The sequence below is a fragment of the Mucilaginibacter sp. P19 genome (assembly GCF_050632265.1).
Lineage (GTDB): Bacteria > Bacteroidota > Bacteroidia > Sphingobacteriales > Sphingobacteriaceae > Mucilaginibacter > Mucilaginibacter gossypii.
In genome coordinates, this window is record NZ_CP192586.1 from 1,848,941 (window position 1) to 1,868,638 (window position 19,698).

The window sequence follows — 19,698 nt, forward strand, 5'->3', positions numbered from 1 at the left end:
CAGTATCACCACTGCAAAGTTAAATAAAGCCGGATCGCCGGACAGTGTGGGCGACCAGGAAAAATATTCGCTTTCTGAAATTCAGAAGGGAGAGCATCTCAACGGTATGCGCTTTTTAGTGCCCGGCAAAGATGATAAGATTTTAAAAGAGCTTGTAGATACCAATACTGTACACCTGTTTTTGAATGAGAGGCGGAGCAAAGCTATCAAAATGCCTAAAAAAGGGCCTTTTAAACTTCAAAACTCAAAAAAGTATACTGCCAATATCGATTCTGTTACCTATGACCCCCAAACAGATATTATGCAACAGGGTGGAGCCGGCAGCATAACAGTAACCATGTTTAAAACCAGTAAAACTGCCGACAAGATTACTGAAAGTTTTACATTGAATCCTATTCCGGGGGTGTACGGGGGATACGTTTCGAGACAAGACATTTTAGATAAATTACGTCCGCAGGTCAAGGCCTTAAGTCCTGTTCAACTCTCTGAAGCCGGCTTTAGTGATGATGGCGAGCTTGAAGCAAAAGGAAAAGTACATACAACCATTCCACTTATCGACAATGCGGATATTGATATTATCATAAATAGCAGCGGCTTAAGTATCCGGAAAGTTTTTGATGGCGGCGAGATCAAGCTTCCCCCTCCATTTAAAATTACAGATACTTCGCTCGGTATTACTTTGGGCGATTCGGGTTTGACGGTTGATGGTAACATGAACTTTGAGATCAAAAAACTCGGGAAAGGCGAAGTTCATGCAAAAGCAGGTACTTCAGGGGCTTTCGCGCTGGGTGGTTCATTTGATTTCGACTCCAAAACTTTTAATCCTGCCCGTATTACGGTTGACTATGTTAAGCCGGGTGATGGCGGCAGTGGCGGAGGTTTATCTGCTACAGGCGAGATAGGAATCGGCCCTAATAAGATAAAGGGGATCAAATCGGCCCATATTAATATAGCTTATGCAAACAATGAGTTTACAGCTACTGGTACTGCCGAACCGGATATTAAAGGGGTAAAAAGTGCCGAGATCCACGTTAGTTACGCTAATGAAACCTTAGTTATAGGAGGCAGCTTCGTTCTTGACGAGAATATGCCGGGCATTCAAAGCGGCAGCGGCAGTGTGGAAGTTACACGCGGGCCGGACGAAATTTACCATGTTAAAGCCAGCGGTAAAGCCATTCCCAAAATACCGAAAATCAATACAGAGCTGTCAATATCATATGACGATGGCGCGCTGACTATTGAAGGCAAGGCATCTTACGCTGCCGACAGGGTATCAGGTGAGGTGATGGTAGGGGCCACCAACCGTGCTATTGCCGCTGATGGCACGCCATCTGGCCCGGCAGGTGACAAGTTTACCGCCTATGGATCGGGTAAGTTAACGCTTAAAGTTACCGATTGGCTGCAGGCATCGGCAAGTGTAAGGGTGACCCCGGCCGGCGAAATTGAAGTCGTAGGCCGTTTGGACCTGCCTTCGGCGGTTGATGTTTTTCCGAAGAAGAGCATTAATAAAGAGCTTTTTAAAGTACCAACCATCCAGATCCCCATATTCGCCATCCCGCTTGGTCCTAAAAGCATAGGTATCGTAGCTACTATTGATGGCGGCCTCGATTTTGACGCCGCGGTTGGCCCCGGCCAACTCAAAGACGTTTTTGGACAGATAGAATTTAACCCTTCACATCCCGAAAATACCCGGATCAGCGGTGGGGCAAAATTTGTGATCCCGGCGCATGCCGGTTTAAAGTTAAAAGCCGCGCTTGGTATTGGTTTAAGTATTGGCCCGGCCAGCGTTACCGGTGGTATTCAGATAGTCGGCGGATTAGGGTTGGAGGGTGAGGCAAGCGCGGCTGCCGACCTGGCCTGGTCGCCCACAACCGGGTTTGAGTTTAACGCTTTGGGCGAGATCGAGGTACACCCTAAGTTCACGTTTGATGTAAACGCATTTATTAAAGCCGAACTTGATCTTTTGGTTACAGATATTTCAAAAGAGTGGACTAAAAACCTTGCGTCATTTAGTTATGGCCCGGATCTGCAGGTTAAAGTTTCGCTGCCAATCCACTATAAGGATGGCGAACCGTTTGATGTGAAAACCGATGATATTAAAGTTACCTATCCTGAAATCAGCATTTCTGATATAGCAGGTGGTATAGCAGATAAAGTAAAAGAAGAAATGTTATGAGCAACCGAAGCCAACTAACCGAACTGATAAACCTTGGTGCTATACAGCAGCTTAACGGCAATTTTGAAGCTGCCGAGGCGTATTATGCCAAAGCTGCCGATTTAAATGAGCCCAATGTTACTCTGCTCAATAACCGGGGAATGTTGTTTTACCAGCAAAATAAATTTGCCGAAGCGAAGCTGCTGTTTGAACGTGCTTTAGAAATTGACAGCCAAAATGCTTCGGCATGGCTTAATTTGGCTAATACCGAAGTTTTGCTGGGTCAGTATGATAAGGCTCTAAACGCTTTCAGGCAAACCATTACGCTTAAGGCCGATCAGTTTGAAGCCTGGGAGGGCTTGGCAAAACTGTATATGTTATCGGCAGATATGGAAAGCGCCGAAACATGCTGGCTTAAAGCGGTGGAACTTAACCCCACAAGTTTAAATTTATTGATGGGACTGGCGCAGGTCTATCTTTCAACCGGGAGGTATGATGAAGGTTTTGAAATGGCCGACTATGTTTTATCAGAGAACCCGCAAAACAGCAGGGCATTGCAAACTGCGGGTCTGTCCCAATTAATGATAAAAAACTATGCCTTGGCTACCGGCTACCTGATCAGGTATCTGATGTTGTTTCCTGGCGATATTGCGGTACGTAACCACCTGGCCGTTGCTTATTTGCAAAGCGGCCAGTTAAATGAAGGGGCGGCAGAATATGAGCGGATCTTGGAATATGACCCTGAAAACGAAGAAATAAGATTAAATACAGGGGTGCTTTGCCTCGGCCTCAACCGTTTTGATGATGCGCTGGCACACCTTGACCTATTACTTGAACAATACCCCGAAAATAAGAAAGGACAGCTTTACCGGGGGATAGCTCTGGCTAATTTAAACGAGAAAGATAAAGCGAAACGGGTTTTTGAAGACCTGCTGCATGATGCCGGCGAATGGGCCGCCCATGCCAAAAAGCAATTGGATCTGTTAAACAATTTAAACTAAACCTCCTATGAAATACATCCATAATACACGCCAGCCGCTTAGTCAGAAACAGGCTGATAAAGCAGATAAGCCCTTTTTTAATGGCAGCCGCGAAAAAGCAAGCAGGATGGAGATGCTTTTTTCCAGGCCAGGAAAATTGATGGCAACCAGGATAGCGCCCTCGAGCAGGAGGCCGATGCAGTAGCACATAAGGTAACCATGTCACAGCAGGCAACTGCTAATTCATCGCAGCGAATGGGACAAATGAGCGTTCAGAAAAAGGGAGCGGATGAGGAAAAGGATGCGAAATCGACTCAGAAAAAAGAACAAAAGGACGAGAAGGAGGAAGGCAAGCCGCAGAAAAAAGACGAAAAGAAAGAAGAAGAGAAACCAACTCAGAAGAAAGAGGAGGATAAAAAAGATAAAGAGCCCCAAAAGAAAGAAGAGGATAAAAAGGATAAGGAAGGCGTTCAGAAAAAAGAGGAAGAGAAGAAGGATAAAGAACCACAAAAGAAGGAAGAAGATAAGAAAGACAAGGAGCCGCAAAAAAAGGCGAAGAAGATAAAAAGGACGAAGGCAAGCCTCAGAAAAAAGAAAAAGGCGACGAAAAAGACGATAAGGCTGCTGCACAAAAAAGGAAGAAAAAGGCGGCGGTGTAGAAAAAACCGAAGGCAGGCCCGAACCCCCGGAAGCAAAGTTTGACAGGTTGCTGAACGAAAGTAAAGGTGGAGGCAGTCCCTTACCTGCCAAAGTACGTACGCAATTGGAGCATCAGATGAACGCCAATTTTGAACAGGTGAAAATCCACACCGGGCAGCAGGCTGTTGAGCTTTGCAACCTTTCAAAAGCACAGGCGTTTACGCATGGTAACGATATTTATTTTAACGCAGCCAAGTTTGACCCTGAAAGCACCGCCGGTATGAACCTGCTGGCGCACGAGTTAACCCATGTTGTACAGCAAAACGGTCCGCGTAAATAAAATGGATACTAATATTAAGCAATTAAAAGCGCTGATGCAGTATACAGCCGGTTGTGTTGAAGCCAGGTTGCAAACTGTATTTGGTAACGACGCAACTTATTTGCCTCCGCTGCTGCCCCAGTTAGAGCGAAATGGTAGTGTGCTCGAAAAATTAATTGATGATCATGGCTTGAACAGCAATGAGGTTATTATACTAATGATGGCCCTGGTACCTCATTTACAGGTTGAGTTTTTTGATGAAATTATTCAGCCTTACATGTGTGAATCGGGTGATTTTCAGCAGATTGGTGGAGTTAGGAGCCGTAACGGACGCAGCTTTTTGCCAACCGGTCAAACAGCGGTTTTTGTTTTGGCTGGCGATGATCTGGAAAAGCGGCTGGAGATAGCTGATCTTTTTCATCATCATAGTAATTTGACGAAGCAGCACATTTTATACCTGGAGGATGTGCCCGAAGGTGAGCCTGCCTTATCCGGCAGGTTATTGTTACAACCCGAATATGTTGAACTTTTGATCAGTGGTACCGAATCTATTCCCAAACTAAGTATGAACTTTCCGGCACAACACCTGGAAACTACCTATAACTGGGATGACCTTGTACTCAATGATAACACCCGCAGGCAAATTGCTGAGCTGGAAAACTGGGTGAACTACCAGCAGGTATTAATGACCGATTGGGGTATGGAGCGGAAACTGAAACCAGGCTATCGGGCATTATTTCACGGCCCGCCGGGAACCGGCAAAACGCTCACTGCATCTCTGCTTGGTAAATACACCGGCAAACCTGTTTTCAGGATCGATCTGTCAATGATCGTATCCAAGTTTATAGGCGAAACAGAAAAGAATCTCTCCAAGCTATTTGAAAAGGCCGATAATAAAAACTGGATCCTGTTTTTTGACGAAGCCGATGCGCTTTTTGGCAAACGGACTAACGTTAAAGATGCGCACGATAAATATGCTAACCAGGAAGCATCGTACCTGCTGCAGCGTGTGGAGCAGCACAATGGCCTGGTGATACTTGCAACCAATTTTAAAAATAACATTGATGAGGCCTTTATGCGCCGGTTTCAGTCGGTTATTAACTTCCCGCTGCCTAATGCCGATGAACGCTATACTATCTGGCAAAAATCATTTCCGCCTAAAGCCAACCTCAACGGGCACATTAACCTTGAGCAGATCTCGCGTAAATATGAGCTCAGTGGTTCCGGGATCTTGAATGTAGTACAATTTGCCTGCCTGCAAATGCTGGCCCGCAAGGAAAGCCGCATAACCTCTGAACTAATATTGGAAGGTATTGAAAGAGAGTATACTAAAGAGAACCGGGTTTGGTAGGAACCTCCGGGATATAAATCCGAAATTTTCCGTCGATCTATAATCTGTACAATGGAATCCATGATCTGTACATTGACCGGTTCAGCAGCGTTCGGGATTTTTATGCCGGTCCGGATCCTGGTTATTTCAGCAATAAAGAAAATTTAGCTTTCTGCTTATTGATGCCGTTTGCATAAAATTGAATAAATTTAGCAAATCATCGCCTATCACTATTCCGTGACTTTCACAGGAGATGATTTCGTTATGGTTTTGTCGGTAATTATCTCTGGGGCAATAAAATACTAAGTGTATGTTTAAATATATAGCGACATGTTTTATTGTTTTAATTTTTGCCCCAAGCGTATCCGGGCAAAAAAAGATGGACATTGCTACCATTAAACTAAACCTCGATAACCAAAAAAACAAAGCCGACACCAATACAATTAAACTACAAATACAATTAGGCAGCTATTATCTAAACAAGCAAGGCGACCACAAAGAGGTGCTGGATAGCGGCATCAACGCTTTTAATAAAGCCATACAAATGAGTGTTGCCATCCATTCGGCAAAGTGGCTTAACGAAGCTATGATGCTTAAAGGGGCAGCGTATCTCAAGCAGTACAACCTGAAGCAGGGTAAAGCTGTTTTTATGGAAGTGGTTGGTTATTACCATAAAACAGATGATCAGTACCAGGAAGGTAAAACCCTGGCCCGCTTAGGCGATAATATATCGATAGACAATACAGTTGCCATTCCTGATAAAATAAATAGTTATGAGCAGGCCCGGGCCTTATTTCAGCAAACGGGCCATAAACTGGATGAGACTGATATGAACAAGAACATAGCCGACATCCATCTTAGCCAAAAGAAACTTGATCTGGCCGAAACCGAACTGCGCCAGGTACTGGCCCAATACAAAGCAATTGGCTATAAAAAGCTCCACTATACTTATCATTCCCTTGCCGAGCTAAGCAAACAAAAGGTTGATTTGCATAACGAGCTTTTATATCGCCACGAGGTAATAAAAAGTATAAACGCCACGGCTGATACGGCTTTGGCCGATTTTTATTACGCCAAACTTGCATTGGTGTATGCCGACCTGGATAAGTACGACCAAAGCCTTATTTACATCCTTAAATCGGCCGAGATATTAAAGCATAGAAAACAATACGAGGATTTTTATGGGTACCTGAGCCTCATTATTTATGATTTCATAACAGCTAAAAGGCCTAAAGAAGCACTGGCATACTTGAAACAGGCGGTAAAAGATGTACCACCAAAGATCTTGGCGCAAAAGGTTGATATGTATGAGGCATTTGGCAATATCTACGTTGCCCTGAAAGATTACCCGGAAGCCGAGCAATACTATCTGAAAATGATGGAAGTATATAAGGTTACTAACTTTAGTAAAGACTTTTATACCACCAACGAGCAAATGGTTACTGATTTTATTCATTACAACGAAACCATGGCCGGCTTTTACCTGCTTATTCAACAGTATAAAAAGGCAGGCATTTATACAAAACAGATCTTGTCGCTGCCATCTAATACCATCAGGCCTATCACACTCACCAAGATCCATCGCATGCAGTTTCGGGTCGATTCTGCATCGGGCAACTATGTAGCTGCAATAAAACATTTCGAGATCCATAAACGCCTTGATGACTCGTTGTTTAATGCCATCAAAAACAAGCAGATAGAGGAGCTTGATATCAGATATAGGACTAATGAAAACAAGCAGTCGATAAGGTTTTTACAGGAACAAAGTAAGAATCAAAAAGCCGAACTGCAAAAGGTAAACATGCAGCGTAACATTACTTTTGGCGGTGTGGCCATGCTTATCATTATAGCAGGTTTGGCATTTAACGGTTACCGGCACAAGCAAAGGAGCAATCAGCAATTACAGTTAAAACAAACGGAAATTAATAATCAGAACCTATCGTTACAAATCCTGCTTAACGAAAAGGATGGCCTGTTAGATGAAAAGGACTGGCTGTTAAAAGAAGTGCATCACCGGGTAAAAAACAACCTGCAAATTGTAATGAGCCTGCTTAATACGCAATCGGCATTTTTGAAGAACAACGCGGCACTTGCCGCAATCCGGGAAAGTCAAAACCGGGTACAGGCTATAGCGCTTATTCATCAAAAGCTGTATAGTAATTCGGATGTGGCTTATATCGATATGTCGGTTTATATTAATGAGCTGATTAATTACCTGGCCGATTGTTATGATCCTGGCGGCAGGGGAATTCGTTTTGAGCAAATGATACAGTCCGTTAAGCTTGACGTTGCCCAGGCCGTACCCGTAGGCCTGATACTAAACGAGGCCATTACAAACGCCATAAAATATGCCTTCCCTGCGCAGCGGGGCGAAATTAAAGTGGCCTTACAACTGGCCGAGGAAACCATTATACTCACCATAGCCGATAATGGAATAGGCTTGCCTGTTGATTTTGACATCCAAAAAGCAAGCTCATTAGGGATGGAAATGATGAAAGCATTAAGTAAACAACTGGGCGGTTATTTTAAAATAGAAAATTACGGCGGCGCTATAATCACCGTGGAATTCAGGGCCGAGGAGATGTTAAATAATATTGAACGAAAAACTTTTGCAGCTAATTAAAATATGAACAAAAAGATATTAATAGTTGAGGATGAGTCGCTGGTGGCGTATGATCTGAAATTAATATTAACCCGTGCCGGTTATAAAGTTTGTGGCATTGCCGATTCTGTACCCGAAGCCTTGGAGATCATTGAGGAGCAAAAACCGGAAATGGTATTACTTGATATATTTTTAAAGGGTAGCCTGAACGGTATCGACCTTGCCAAAGTGCTCACTTCAAAAAATATAGCATTTGTATACCTGTCGGCTAATTTTCAGGAAAGTATCCTGGAACGGGCAAAGGCTACGCAGCCCTATGGTTTTTTGGTAAAGCCATTCCGCGAAAAGGAACTACTTATAACCCTGGATGTTGCTTTTTACCGACATCAAAACAGTATCGAATCAAAATTGCGCCAGGAGCAGGCCCTGGAGCAGGTGTTTAAAAATATTGTTGCCGAACCGATAAACTGGAAACAGAAGCTGTTGAAAATAGCAATGAGCATCCAGCCGCATGTACCGTTTGATTATTTGACCGTTACTATGAAAAATGATACGGGTTTTCCTGATAACGCCCTCTCATTTTTACGCACAGGGTTTGATGAATACCAGGTTATTGGCAAGGATGAATTGGTAAACATCACAAAAACAAACAAGGCACAATTGAGCCAGATGCAGGAAGACAGTCCGCGGATAACCAAGGCTGATTTTTATAATGCTGCTAATTTTGTTAAGATTTGGCCGCAGTTTCCCGTTAAAAAGCTTATTGCACAGTTTTTTAATATGCAATCGTTTTTAGGATTGCCTTTGCTTTCGTCAGGAGGGGATGTTATTCATTTTTCGTTTTACAGCCGCAAAACCGACTGTTATACCCATGATCATTTGATCTTGTTAGATCGACTGCACAGATTACTGCTGAGCACGGTGGAGGAGATCATCCCATTTGATGTGCCTGAGCCGTCACTAACGAGGGTTGATAAATTAGGCCAAAATCAATTGAGTGAGAAAAGCAAAGCTGCAGGTTTTAAAGATATTATCGGTAAAAGCCATCAAATGCTCACCGTACTTGACCACATTGGCATAGTAGCTCCGCTTGATACATCGGTATTAGTTTTAGGCGAAAGCGGTACAGGTAAGGAGCAGATAGCTAAGAGTATCCACTATCTGTCGCCTCGTAAAAACAAGCCTTTGGTAGTGGTAAACTGTGCCTCCATGCCGGCGACCCTGATTGAGTCCGAATTGTTCGGACACGAAAAAGGTGCTTTTACCGGAGCTGTTGAAAAGCGTACCGGTAAGTTTGAGCTGGCCGATGGCGGTACTATTTTCCTGGATGAGATAGGTGAAATGCCGGCCGAATTGCAGGTTAAGCTATTACGTGTTTTACAGGAGCAGGAGATTGAACGCATTGGCGGCAGGGGCCCGGTGAAGATCAACGTACGCATAGTTGCGGCTACGAACCGCAACCTTGAAAAAGAAGTTGAAGAAGGCCGCTTTCGGCTCGATTTATATTACAGGCTGTTTGTGTTCCCGATCATAATTCCACCTTTAAGAGAACGTAAAGATGATATCCCGGTATTGGCTAATCATTTTCTGGCACGTTACGCGCAAAAGATCGGTAAAGCGGTAACGGGGATCTCAGCAAACGTAATGGCCCAACTGCTTGAATACCAATGGCCGGGCAACGTGCGCGAGCTGGAACATTTTATTGAACGTAGTATCCTGTTAACGGATGGCCCGGTAATAAAAGACGCTTACCTGCCCAAGCTGCAGGGAAAAAAGAAAGCCCTGTTTATGCCGAAATGCCGACTGATAGATTAAAAACCATTGATGAACACGCCCGCGACCATATTTTAGATGTACTGAAACGTTGCAATGGCAAAATAAGCGGTAAGGATGGGGCAGCTTCGAAATTAGGTTTGCCGCCATCAACGCTGCATTCAAAAATGCAAAAGCTGGGCATAAAAAAATGGGAATGAATGTTTGAAATTAAACAGTATTTATTTCCAAACCAAACAATAAATCCCGGCGCGGGGCCGGGACTGCTTACTTTTCTAAAGCCTGTTTAATATCCGCTATCAAATATTGAGGATCTTCCAAACCAATATACATCCGGATTAATTGATGATGGTCGTTATCCGCCGAATATTCATCCTCGCTAAAAGAGGCAATGGCCGGCACAACAAGACTTTCATGGCCTCCCCACGACACTGCAAGTAAAATATGTTTCAGGCTGTTGCAAAACCTTTCAATTTTACTAAATGAACTGTGTTTTAATATGAGGCTAAATAAACCTCCGCAGCCCTGCATTTGTTGGCTAACTAAATCGGCCTGATTGAATTTGGGACTAAAAGGCCAGATCACATCCTGTACAGCCGGATGAGAGGCAAGCCATTCTGTAATGATCCTGGTACTTTCAAAACTGCGTTGCAGCCGCAGGAGGAGCGTTCTTAATCCCCGCAAAAGCAGCCATGCCGAGTGGGGCGACAGCGCCGGGCCGGTATTCATGAACTCGTGATCAAAGATTTTTTTAAGCACAGCTTTGCTGCCGGTAAGCACACCTGCCACAACATCCGAATGGCCGCCAATATATTTGGTAGCTGATTGCGCCACAAGGTCAACCCCCATAGATATTGGTTGCTGGTAAAGGGGGCTGCAATAGCTGTTATCAATCATGGTTATGATACCTCTTGATTTCGCAAAATCGGTCACTTTCCTGATGTCCTGCAGCTCATAGCAAAATGTGTTAGGGCTTTCGAGGTAAATTAGGCGTGTTTGCGGAGTTGCGGCTTGTCCAAAATTTTCAAAAACTGTTCCGTCAATAAATGTGGTTGTAATGCCAAATTTGGGTAAAAAGTCTTTAAATAATTTAATTGTCCAACTGTACAGGTTATCCACGGCTATAATATGATCACCTGATTTTAACAGCGATAAAATTGGGACACTTATAGCACTGATACCGCTGCTGAACAGCAGGGCGTCTTCCGCGCCATCTAACGCGGCAAGTTTTTTCCTGAGTATAGTGAGTGTGGGGTTTTGCCCTCTTGAGTACAGGCTGCTTTCAAATTCATCATTCATTGCCCCCTAAGTGCCTCAACGTCTTTAAAAGAGAAGTTGCTTGATTGCATAATCGGCGGCGAAATGGCGTTAAAGTAGTTCTCTCTTTCCTCCCCAAGCTCATTTAAAATAAATGACAAATCCATAATTAAAGTATAGTGTTAGGTTTTTGGCTTCGTTTTGTGATATAGTAAATAATAAGGCCGGCAATAAAAGCACAGATGCATATTAAAGCAGCCTGCGGATTTTCAATAAAAATGCTGATAGTAACAAACCAATAAGTGGTAATAAATATGACAGGTATAACAGGGTACCACTTCATGATATAGATGCCGGTATTATTGAGCTGTTTGGTTTTACGCCGCAAAATGAAGATGGTTATAGCTGCAGTTGAAAGGCCAATGGTATCAAAAAACATTACATAATTTAATATGGTTTGAAACGAATTGGCAAAAAACAGGATAATGAGCACCGCACCAACAAAAAGCTCAATCCAAACTCCTGTACCTGGGTTTGGCTGTTTACACGTTTAAAGCGGGCAGGTAATATACCATCTTCGGCCATGGCATAATAAACACGCGGATTGGCCATAATATTAACGTTAACGAAAGCCAGTACCGAAACAAACATAAGCAGCGATACTATTTTATAGCCGGCTGCACCAAATAAAACCCCTGCAAGTGTTGCCGCAAGCGTTGTTTTATGCTGAAGGCCGCTAATGCCTAAAACTGAGTAATATGCAAAGTTGATAAGCATGTATAATGATATCACTGTAGCTATTCCAAAAAATATAGCCTTGGGGATATTGATCTTCGGGTTTATAATATCGCCTCCAAAATTTATAGTTTGCTGGTAACCGCCATAGGTAAAAAATACAGCTACCAAACTTATTCCGAACGCGCTTATATTGTTATTATTATGATATGCGATAACTTCTTTGGTAGTATTGATGTTACCTTTAAATACTGCCGCACACAAAATCAGGATCATGCCTATTTTAAAAAGGGTAAGCACATTTTGTGTGCGTGCACTCATTTTAATGCCCAGGTAGTTTATAATATATAAAACAACTACGGAAGTTATAGTCATGATTTTGATGCCCGCATCGTTTTGCAGGCTTTGTGGCATAATAATGGGGTTAATGTATTCCGCCCCTATAAGCGCTACGGCAGCAACGGAGGCCGCGTTGCTTATTACCAGCACCCAATTGATCATAAAGGCAAAAGCCGGGTGAAAGCAGTACGAAAAAACCTTGTAAAAGCCACCGGTGGTGGGGTAGCGGGCGCCAATTTCGGCAAAGGTGAGCGCCCCACACAGGCTTACTGCTCCCCCAAGCAGCCAGGCTCCGAAATACAAAAGAGGTGTGCTTGAGTTTTTTGCTACTTCTGCCGGTGCTGCAAAAATGCCCATGCCTATTACCAGGCTCACAACAATCATTGAAAGATCAAAGCGGTTGAGTTTCGGGGTTATACTCATGAAGTTTTAAAATACCAATTAATCAGGGAAAACACAAAATCTAAATTTAGCATTAATTTGTTAGCAATTGATACGATGAAAGCTTTTATACACAGGTCTTCTATTTTAATTTTTTAATGATCTTAATGAAAGTTTATAACTGTATTGCAATAAATTGTTGTTGAAAAGGTCGAAAATGGAAGCCATACGCTATATTTACCAGGCCGGTTTTAAATGTTTATATTATAAGGTTAAAATATTGGCAATTAGCAAAATTAACTTGCCGGGTTTGATTGAAAAAAAGCAAAAAGTTGAATTTTGACAGAGATACCTGTTTGACGAATTGCCGGTTTAACATAAAAATTGATAAGACTTTAAGATGTCGGGCATACTAAACCTTAAACCTGAATTTAAAAAACGATGATGAAAAAAATATCCATTAAGGATATAGCCAAACTTACCGATACATCAATAACTACTGTTTCATTTGTTTTAAATGGCAAGGGCCGTATTAGCAAAGAGATCAGTAAGAAGATATTGGATGTGGCCCAAAAAAATGGTTATGAACCTAATCGTATGGCGGTTGGTTTGCGTACGGGTGTTTCAAAAGTTATCGGACTGATAGTGGAGAGCATTGGCGGGCCGTTTTTTGGAGAGATGGCAAAGGTAATTGAAGAGGAGGCTGAAAAAGACGGCTATCGTATTATTTATTGCAGCACCAATAATAACCTGCAAAAAGGCAAGGACATGATCAGGATGCTGAGCCAGCAACTGGTTGATGGTTATATTATTACCCCGATGAAAGGGCTGGAAAAAGATATCCAGAACCTGGTTGATAATGAAAAGCCTGTAGTGCTCATTGACGGATATTTCCCCGGGACAAGCATCCCTCACGTGCTGGTTGATAATTATGCAAGCGCTTATAACGCGGTTGATTGTTTTGTACGATCGGGATATAAAAATATCGGGATGGTAACTGCCGACCTCGGGCTGATCCAGCTAAACGACCGGAGCCTGGGCTATAAAGCTGCTTTAAAAGATAATAACCTGAAAGATAGCAGTAAGATGTTTTTAAAGGTTCCCTTTGATATGGACAAGAATGAAGGGGTTGAGGCTGTTAAAGCATTTATTGTAAAGCAAAAACAAATGGATGCTGTTTTCTTTACCACCAATTATTTGGGTACCATGGGTTTGCAGGCCATCAAAGATCTTAAGCTTAGTATCCCGGATGATTTGGCCGTGATAAGTTTTGATGATAATGAAGTGTTTAGTCTATACCCGCCGGGTATTACTACCATACAACAACCTACTTACGACATTGCAAAATCGGCAATTGATATTTTAATGGCGCAAATCAACACACACAAACTTGATGCTTCAAAAATTGATCTGAAGATCCCGTCGAAACTGATTGAGCGGGGATCAACCCTGTCGAAGGCTACAGCGTGACAATAGTTTAGTATTGGGTCCACTAATTTCCTTAGAAATCATTTGGTAAAACGTTTTATTTAATTAGCTTTGAACATTGATGCTGCTCACCTGGTTAGTTAGAACCGGTTGAGGTAGTTGGGGGGCTAACTCCACCATAGTTCAACTGCTTCATAGTTCTTTTTCGATAATATTGTTTAATTAATAAAACGCCTGTTGTTTGAAGAGCAACAGGCGTTTGTTTTTGAATAAATTGAAAGGGAACTATTAATAATATTACAGAGTAATATGTTTTAATGATAAAACGTTTTATCTATATTTGGATGGTTTAATTATTATCAATCGTAAAAACCAAAACTATTCATGAAAAAAATATTTATTTTCTCACTATTCTTAATTTCGGGCTTGTTCATGGGTTTGAATGCCAATGCGCAGGAAGTTTTTAAACAAAAAGGCTACCAGGTAACTTTTATCAGTAAGGATGCTGCATTTAGCACAGATTTGAAAGACAGGCTGATCAAAACCTTTTTTGAAGTGTATCCAAAACTTTCGAAGGAGTACAACAAAAAAACATCTAAAAAAGTAACGTTTGTTATCGACACTGCTTATGACGGCGTAGCTGCTACCGGAAATGATACCGTAGTATTCAGCGCGAAATACATGACCAAACATCCCGGCGATATTGACGTGGTTACTCACGAAGTAATGCACATTGTACAGGCTTATGGCAACAGCGATGGCCCCGGATGGTTAACCGAAGGGATTGCTGATTATGCCAGGTTTAAATTTGGAGTAGACAACGCCGGGGCCAAATGGGCATTGCCAGCATTTAAATCAACCCAAAACTATGATAATGCATATCGCGTAACTGCACGCTTTTTGGTATGGGCAGAAAAAAACGCAAAGCCCGATCTGGTAAAAATACTTGATAAGCAACTGCGTGAGCATACTTTCACCAACGAGAGTTGGAAAAATCTAACAGGAAAAACAGTGGATGAATTGTGGGCCGCTTATGCTTTAAATCCCGCGGTTTAAACCGTTTTTACAGGTATCTGTAACAAATACCACGTACTCCCATATTTAGCGGGCTGCTTTACATAAATTAGTTGCTTTGTTAAAAAAAGATTACAAGGCCAGCGGTCACGACGCAGAGTTTCCTCGTATATGAGAGGAAACAATGAATATACTTAAAGATTACAATGAGAAGATTACTTACAGCATTATTAATAGGTACGGCCGTTTATAGCCAGGCTCAAACCAAAACAGAAAAGCTGGTTGATTATGTTAACCCTATTATAGGCACACAACGTATGGGGCATACCTATCCGGGAGCAACGGTACCTTTTGGTATGGTGCAACTAAGCCCCGAAACAGACACTGCCAGCTATGAAAAGGACGGTCATTACAATCCGGATGTATACAAATATTGTGCAGGATATCAGTATGACGATAAAACGATAGTAGGCTTTAGTCATACCCACTTCAGCGGTACCGGTCACTCAGATTTGGGCGACTTTTTAATTATGCCAACCGTTGGGGCTTTAAAACTCAATCCAGGTGTGGCCGATAAACCAGGCAGCGGCTACCGTTCGGCATTTTCGCATCAGAATGAGGTTAGCGGTGCCAATTATTACAAGGTGAAATTGGATGATAATAACATCACAGCCGAGCTAACCACCACTGCAAGGGTTGGTTTTCATCAGTACACCTTCCCTAAGTCGGATCAGTCGCACATTATACTCGACCTCATGGCGGGGATCTATAACTATCCCGATAAAAACGTGTGGACTTACCTTAAAGTAGTTAACGATTCAACAGTTGTAGGCTACCGCCAAACCAATGGCTGGGCCCGCACACGTACTTTATATTTCGCGATGGCATTTTCAAAACCATTTTATCAGCATGGGTATAAAAAATATGACAAGCGTGAGGTGTACGGTGGTTTCTGGGGTAAATTCAATCAAACCAAAAACTTCCCTGAAATTGCAGGCAGACAGATCCGCAGCTACTTTGACTTTAAAACAGAAGAAGGGGAGAAGATCAAAATTAAGTTTGCCATATCTCCTGTAAGTATGGACGGCGCGCTGAATAACATGCGCACCGAAGCACCGGGCTGGGACTTTGATAAGGTGAAAAACGATGGTCAGCAACTTTGGGAACAGGAACTGCATAAAATTGAGATAGCCGGAAGTAAGGAAACCAAACAAAATTTCTATACCTCCATGTACCATACCATGATCAATCCTACGTTGTACATGGATGCTGATGGTCAATACAAAGGCCTTGATCAAAATGTACATAAGGCTGATGGTTTTACCAATTACACTACATTTTCGCTTTGGGATACTTACAGGGCATTACACCCGCTGTTCAATATCATTGAGCCGAAACGTAACGCGGATATGATCCAGTCGATGCTGGCCCACTTTGATCAAAGTCCGGAGCATATGCTGCCGGTATGGTCAAACTCGGGTAACGAAAACTGGTGTATGAGCGGTTACCACAGCGTTGCTGTAATTGCCGATGCTGTAATAAAAGGTAATGTGAATTTTGATGCTAATAAAGCGCTTGATGCCTGCGTTACCACCGCCCGCCACCGGGATTATGAAGGCATTGGCGAGTATATGGATAAAGGTTTCATCCCTGATGAAAAAAGTGGTGTATCGGTGTCTTCAACCCTCGAATATGCTTTTGACGACTGGGCCATAGCTCAGCTTGCCAAAAAACTGAACAGGAACGATATCTACGAAGAGTTCATCAAGCGTTCAGAAAACTATAAAAACGTTTATGACCCTGCTATTGGATTCATGCGCCCTAAATTGGCTAATGGTTCATTCAGAACTAAGTTTGATCCACTGAGCACTATTAACGAAGGTTTTATTGAAGGTAACAGCTGGAACTATACGCTATTTGCGCCTCAGGATCCTGAAAGCCTGATCAAACTGATGGGCGGCGATAAACGTTTTGTGCGTTACCTGGATTCATTGTTTACCATGAACCTGCCCGATAAATATTTTGCCGAAACAGAAGATATTACCCGCGACGGGATTATCGGTAACTACGTGCACGGCAACGAGCCGTCGCACCACGTAGCCTACTTGTACAACTGGACCGATAAGCCATGGAAAACGCAGGAGCGTGTACGCATGATTTTGCCGATGATGTATAAACCAACTCCTGATGGTTTAGGTGGTAATGATGATACCGGGCAGATGAGCGCCTGGTACATATTCACCTCACTTGGTTTTTACCCGGTAGCGCCGGGTTCTGATCAATATTCAACCGGTAGTCCGGCTGTTGACCATGCGGTGATCAATCTGGATAACGGTAAAAAGTTTACCATCAATGTAAAAAATCAGAGCGCTAAAAACGTTTATGTGCAAAAGATGGTATTAAACGGCAAACCGCTTGATAAACTGTTCATCAGTCATGACGAGATCACGAATGGCGGCGAGGTCACTTTTTACATGAGCTCGAAGCATAAATAGAGATTGGTTTTGATTCCGGATTTCAGATTTTTGATTTCGGAGTTAAAAAAGGGCTTTCCGCATTGGAAGGCCCTTTTGTGTTTATTGGAGGATAGCTCACGATTGCAACATGCCAAAGAAACGTTATTGCTGGGCACGAAGCAATGCCAAACTCTACAAAGCGGTTTGCAAATCGGGATCGTTTCGTGCGTCCATGTTTTAAACAGCCTTTACATATAATATGGCAGTGGACTATAGCGGGCTGTTTTCATAAAATTCATCTCTTATTTGCAATAAAATGCCTTCAGCCTTTTGCAGGTCCGGTTTATCAGGTAGGGTAGAGGCTCGATATAGTTCATTGATTTGCTCCATTTTTTCGTTAACCATATTCATCAGTTTATCAAATTCAAACTCGCCGTTGCGGATTTTTAGCAGGAAATCCCTATCGGGCCGGTTTACGATTACCTGGCCGTATTGTGCTATTTCTCCGGCCATATTGAGCAGTCGAAAAGTGTGCATCATGTTTTTGGAATCGTAGCTTTTGCCGTGCGATAACGTGCTTTGATAGCGCGCCTCATTTCTTTTTGTTTCCCATTCGCGGTACTCCTTATACTCTTTACAGTATACCGAATAGCCATCTTTATTAAAGTTCATCACCGCCAGATGTTCTACTCCTTCGGGTACCGGGCTCAGTTGTACATCATCAGCGTCGGCACCAGATGTTATTCCCCTGAAGTAGCCTGCCTTCAATTGTTTTTGGTGATAAAGCAGGTATACATCCCTGAAATGGTCCAGGTTTACCAGGCCGCATTGCTGCTGCTCAAAGTTGTTTACCTGAAGCCATTCCTTTAGTGTAATACTGCCATTATCATGGATCACATAGCAAAAATCCAGTACTGTCTTACGGGTTTCGTTTATTGGCTTATTGATTTTTTTGTTTAAGCCGCGGGCCTTTTTTATTTGCGAATGCGCATAACCTGCAAAGGTATCCAGGCAAAGCTTCGACAGGAAATCTTCCGGCTTTATCAAGTCCATCAACGGGTGGCGGTACAATACAAATTGGCTGGGCGTGCTTAACAACTCCAGTATGTTGGGGTTGTTTTTGGTAAGCAATTCCATAAAACGACCGATCTCAAAATAAACCTCATCGTTAGTATTGTTGGCAACCTGATCGGTTTGGGTAAAGCCATAAAGCTGTTTTTGAGGCATGATGAAGATGCCCTTCCTATCCGTGTCAGATCCCTTAACGTTAAGATTATAAGCAGTGCTCCCGCTGATACAATCAAGCAGGAGCAGTTGCGGGTTTTGTTGCAGATGATCAAAAGTCATAATAGTATGTATTTTCTGAACAATTGGTTCAATTCGTCCGGCTGTTTCCTTTTTGAAGGATGCAGCGGTATCTGCTGCTGGCAATAAGTCAGCGTATCCTGCAGCCAGGTTTGTATTAGCGGCACCGGTTGTATCAACGTTTTTTCATCGGCCGTTTGCTTTTGAACAAGCAGGTAGTCTAAGATATCCTGAAAATGCGTGTCGGTTATCAAACTTCTCAATTTACTAAACTCCATTGGCGGCGCTGTTTTGCGGTTAATTATCCAAAGGCAGGCCAGTGTTGATCTTAGTGCATAAAAATAGCGTTTCAGTTTAACTTCGCTTCCCTGCAAATCATCTCGCAATGTATTAAAAACCAATGACGAATAGTGATTAGCTGAGGCCCTTGGCGAAAGGTATTCCTGCATTATATTCCTTATCTCATTGGCAAAATCACTGGCTTCACGGTAAACTATAGGTGATTGTATCCATTCAAACAAGGATATGTTTGACTTAAGGAATAGCTTTAACGCTTTACGTATATCCCAGCCGCGTATATCCAATACATCATTTATAGGCAGGTCTATAAAATCGGGCATATCTGTAATACTGAGGTAATAGTTTACCGGGCGGGCGTATATAAAACGCACATCGAAGTCACTATCGGGCGAGGCAAAGCCCCAGGCCCGGCTTCCCGATTCGCAGGCATAAAGTATTTTTATATTTTCGGTCTGCTCCAATTCAAGCAGTTTTTGTTGTATAGTATCAGTCATGGTTTTAATGTTAAAAGTTAAAAATGAAAGAGCTACTGGCAGCAGGCGGCTTTCAGGATTCGAACCTGTCTTCATGTATTGCTACATGTTTCAACCAACGAAGTAACACCCACTTACGGCATCTTCCATTACTTATTCCCCAAAGGGGATGTCATTGTTTAAAAATCAGGGAATAAAGAGCAACAATTGAC

18 protein-coding genes are annotated in these 19,698 nt (G+C 42.7%); 12 read left to right on the forward strand and 6 right to left on the reverse strand.

What is annotated here, in order from left to right; genetic code table 11:
- Positions 1-46: 46 nt before the first annotated feature.
- From ACQ86K_RS08745 to ACQ86K_RS08785, 9 genes are all read left to right on the forward strand, one after another.
- Positions 47-2,176: a hypothetical protein gene (locus ACQ86K_RS08745; protein ID WP_431200192.1), complete on the forward strand. Its 2,130-nt coding sequence runs from the start codon at positions 47-49 to the stop codon at positions 2,174-2,176.
- Positions 2,173-3,156, forward strand: coding sequence for a tetratricopeptide repeat protein (locus ACQ86K_RS08750; RefSeq protein ID WP_091171206.1), 984 nt, complete (start codon positions 2,173-2,175; stop codon positions 3,154-3,156). The genes ACQ86K_RS08745 and ACQ86K_RS08750 overlap by 4 nt, the downstream gene beginning before the upstream one ends.
- A 7-nt stretch (positions 3,157-3,163) precedes the next feature.
- Positions 3,164-3,340, forward strand: coding sequence for a hypothetical protein (locus tag ACQ86K_RS08755; protein WP_431200193.1), 177 nt, complete (start codon positions 3,164-3,166; stop codon positions 3,338-3,340).
- Positions 3,341-3,354: 14 nt separating this feature from the next.
- Entirely contained in the window at positions 3,355-3,837 is a 483-nt protein-coding gene (locus ACQ86K_RS08760; RefSeq protein ID WP_431200194.1) for a hypothetical protein, read from the forward strand.
- Between the two features lie 4 nt (positions 3,838-3,841).
- Positions 3,842-4,114, forward strand: coding sequence for an eCIS core domain-containing protein (locus ACQ86K_RS08765; protein WP_167516186.1), 273 nt, complete (start codon positions 3,842-3,844; stop codon positions 4,112-4,114).
- 1 nt (position 4,115) lies between these two features.
- Complete coding sequence (locus ACQ86K_RS08770) at positions 4,116-5,444, forward strand: ATP-binding protein (RefSeq protein ID WP_091171216.1); 1,329 nt, start codon at positions 4,116-4,118, stop codon at positions 5,442-5,444.
- 289 nt (positions 5,445-5,733) lie between these two features.
- Entirely contained in the window at positions 5,734-8,046 is a 2,313-nt protein-coding gene (locus tag ACQ86K_RS08775) for a sensor histidine kinase (RefSeq protein ID WP_091171219.1), read from the forward strand.
- Between the two features lie 3 nt (positions 8,047-8,049).
- Positions 8,050-9,840 carry a sigma 54-interacting transcriptional regulator gene (locus ACQ86K_RS08780; protein WP_431200195.1) on the forward strand — a complete coding sequence of 597 codons (1,791 nt, stop codon included), beginning with the start codon at positions 8,050-8,052 and terminating at the stop codon, positions 9,838-9,840.
- Positions 9,822-9,998: a helix-turn-helix domain-containing protein gene (locus ACQ86K_RS08785; RefSeq protein ID WP_431200196.1), complete on the forward strand. Its 177-nt coding sequence runs from the start codon at positions 9,822-9,824 to the stop codon at positions 9,996-9,998. The genes ACQ86K_RS08780 and ACQ86K_RS08785 overlap by 19 nt, the downstream gene beginning before the upstream one ends.
- 67 nt (positions 9,999-10,065) lie before the next feature.
- On the opposite strand, the gene ACQ86K_RS08790 is transcribed toward ACQ86K_RS08785, so the two are convergent.
- The 4 genes from ACQ86K_RS08790 to ACQ86K_RS08805 are packed head-to-tail and all read right to left on the reverse strand — an operon-like array spanning position 10,066 to position 12,552.
- Positions 10,066-11,097 carry a trans-sulfuration enzyme family protein gene (locus ACQ86K_RS08790; protein ID WP_431200197.1) on the reverse strand — a complete coding sequence of 344 codons (1,032 nt, stop codon included), beginning with the start codon at positions 11,095-11,097 and terminating at the stop codon, positions 10,066-10,068.
- A complete protein-coding gene (locus tag ACQ86K_RS08795; protein ID WP_431200198.1) occupies positions 11,094-11,222 on the reverse strand; it encodes a hypothetical protein in 129 nt (42 codons plus the stop codon). The genes ACQ86K_RS08790 and ACQ86K_RS08795 overlap by 4 nt, the downstream gene beginning before the upstream one ends.
- A 2-nt stretch (positions 11,223-11,224) precedes the next feature.
- On the reverse strand, positions 11,225-11,494 hold the full coding sequence (locus tag ACQ86K_RS08800; protein ID WP_431200199.1) for a hypothetical protein: 270 nt from the start codon (positions 11,492-11,494) through the stop codon (positions 11,225-11,227).
- An 8-nt stretch (positions 11,495-11,502) separates the two neighbouring features.
- Complete coding sequence (locus ACQ86K_RS08805) at positions 11,503-12,552, reverse strand: APC family permease (protein WP_431200200.1); 1,050 nt, start codon at positions 12,550-12,552, stop codon at positions 11,503-11,505.
- Between the two features lie 399 nt (positions 12,553-12,951).
- Here ACQ86K_RS08805 and ACQ86K_RS08810 point away from each other — a divergent pair, with 399 nt between their 5' ends.
- The 3 genes from ACQ86K_RS08810 to ACQ86K_RS08820 all read left to right on the forward strand — a co-directional run bounded on the left by ACQ86K_RS08810 (position 12,952) and on the right by ACQ86K_RS08820 (position 17,447).
- Positions 12,952-13,980, forward strand: a complete 1,029-nt coding sequence (locus tag ACQ86K_RS08810) for a LacI family DNA-binding transcriptional regulator (protein ID WP_431200201.1) — start codon at positions 12,952-12,954, stop codon at positions 13,978-13,980.
- Positions 13,981-14,322: 342 nt separating this feature from the next.
- Positions 14,323-14,994, forward strand: coding sequence for a basic secretory protein-like protein (locus ACQ86K_RS08815; RefSeq protein ID WP_091171233.1), 672 nt, complete (start codon positions 14,323-14,325; stop codon positions 14,992-14,994).
- Between the two features lie 164 nt (positions 14,995-15,158).
- A complete protein-coding gene (locus ACQ86K_RS08820) occupies positions 15,159-17,447 on the forward strand; it encodes a GH92 family glycosyl hydrolase (protein ID WP_431200202.1) in 2,289 nt (762 codons plus the stop codon).
- A gap of 231 nt (positions 17,448-17,678) precedes the next feature.
- Here the strand turns inward: ACQ86K_RS08820 and ACQ86K_RS08825 are convergent, their stop codons facing one another.
- Together ACQ86K_RS08825 and ACQ86K_RS08830 are read right to left on the reverse strand one after the other, a co-directional pair.
- Complete coding sequence (locus ACQ86K_RS08825) at positions 17,679-18,755, reverse strand: DNA polymerase beta superfamily protein (RefSeq protein ID WP_431200203.1); 1,077 nt, start codon at positions 18,753-18,755, stop codon at positions 17,679-17,681.
- Positions 18,752-19,507 (reverse strand): nucleotidyltransferase domain-containing protein, encoded by a 756-nt coding sequence (locus ACQ86K_RS08830; protein ID WP_431200204.1) that lies wholly within the window; start codon positions 19,505-19,507, stop codon positions 18,752-18,754. The genes ACQ86K_RS08825 and ACQ86K_RS08830 overlap by 4 nt, the downstream gene beginning before the upstream one ends.
- Positions 19,508-19,698 lie beyond the last annotated feature (191 nt).

What these genes read in the sequence shown, in the direction of transcription:
- ACQ86K_RS08785 (WP_431200196.1), top strand. Translation starts at nt 9,822, where the DNA reads ATGCCGACTGATAGATTAAAAACCATTGATGAACACGCCCGCGACCAT.
- ACQ86K_RS08750 (WP_091171206.1), top strand. Translation starts at nt 2,173, where the DNA reads ATGAGCAACCGAAGCCAACTAACCGAACTGATAAACCTTGGTGCTATA.
- ACQ86K_RS08830 (WP_431200204.1), bottom strand. Translation starts at nt 19,507, where the DNA reads ATGACTGATACTATACAACAAAAACTGCTTGAATTGGAGCAGACCGAA.
- ACQ86K_RS08805 (WP_431200200.1), bottom strand. Translation starts at nt 12,552, where the DNA reads ATGAGTATAACCCCGAAACTCAACCGCTTTGATCTTTCAATGATTGTT.
- ACQ86K_RS08820 (WP_431200202.1), top strand. Translation starts at nt 15,159, where the DNA reads ATGAGAAGATTACTTACAGCATTATTAATAGGTACGGCCGTTTATAGC.
- ACQ86K_RS08800 (WP_431200199.1), bottom strand. Translation starts at nt 11,494, where the DNA reads ATGTTTTTTGATACCATTGGCCTTTCAACTGCAGCTATAACCATCTTC.
- ACQ86K_RS08780 (WP_431200195.1), top strand. Translation starts at nt 8,050, where the DNA reads ATGAACAAAAAGATATTAATAGTTGAGGATGAGTCGCTGGTGGCGTAT.
- ACQ86K_RS08810 (WP_431200201.1), top strand. Translation starts at nt 12,952, where the DNA reads ATGATGAAAAAAATATCCATTAAGGATATAGCCAAACTTACCGATACA.
- ACQ86K_RS08770 (WP_091171216.1), top strand. Translation starts at nt 4,116, where the DNA reads ATGGATACTAATATTAAGCAATTAAAAGCGCTGATGCAGTATACAGCC.
- ACQ86K_RS08795 (WP_431200198.1), bottom strand. Translation starts at nt 11,222, where the DNA reads ATGGATTTGTCATTTATTTTAAATGAGCTTGGGGAGGAAAGAGAGAAC.
- ACQ86K_RS08825 (WP_431200203.1), bottom strand. Translation starts at nt 18,755, where the DNA reads ATGACTTTTGATCATCTGCAACAAAACCCGCAACTGCTCCTGCTTGAT.
- ACQ86K_RS08760 (WP_431200194.1), top strand. Translation starts at nt 3,355, where the DNA reads ATGTCACAGCAGGCAACTGCTAATTCATCGCAGCGAATGGGACAAATG.
- ACQ86K_RS08790 (WP_431200197.1), bottom strand. Translation starts at nt 11,097, where the DNA reads ATGAATGATGAATTTGAAAGCAGCCTGTACTCAAGAGGGCAAAACCCC.
- ACQ86K_RS08815 (WP_091171233.1), top strand. Translation starts at nt 14,323, where the DNA reads ATGAAAAAAATATTTATTTTCTCACTATTCTTAATTTCGGGCTTGTTC.
- ACQ86K_RS08755 (WP_431200193.1), top strand. Translation starts at nt 3,164, where the DNA reads ATGAAATACATCCATAATACACGCCAGCCGCTTAGTCAGAAACAGGCT.
- ACQ86K_RS08775 (WP_091171219.1), top strand. Translation starts at nt 5,734, where the DNA reads ATGTTTAAATATATAGCGACATGTTTTATTGTTTTAATTTTTGCCCCA.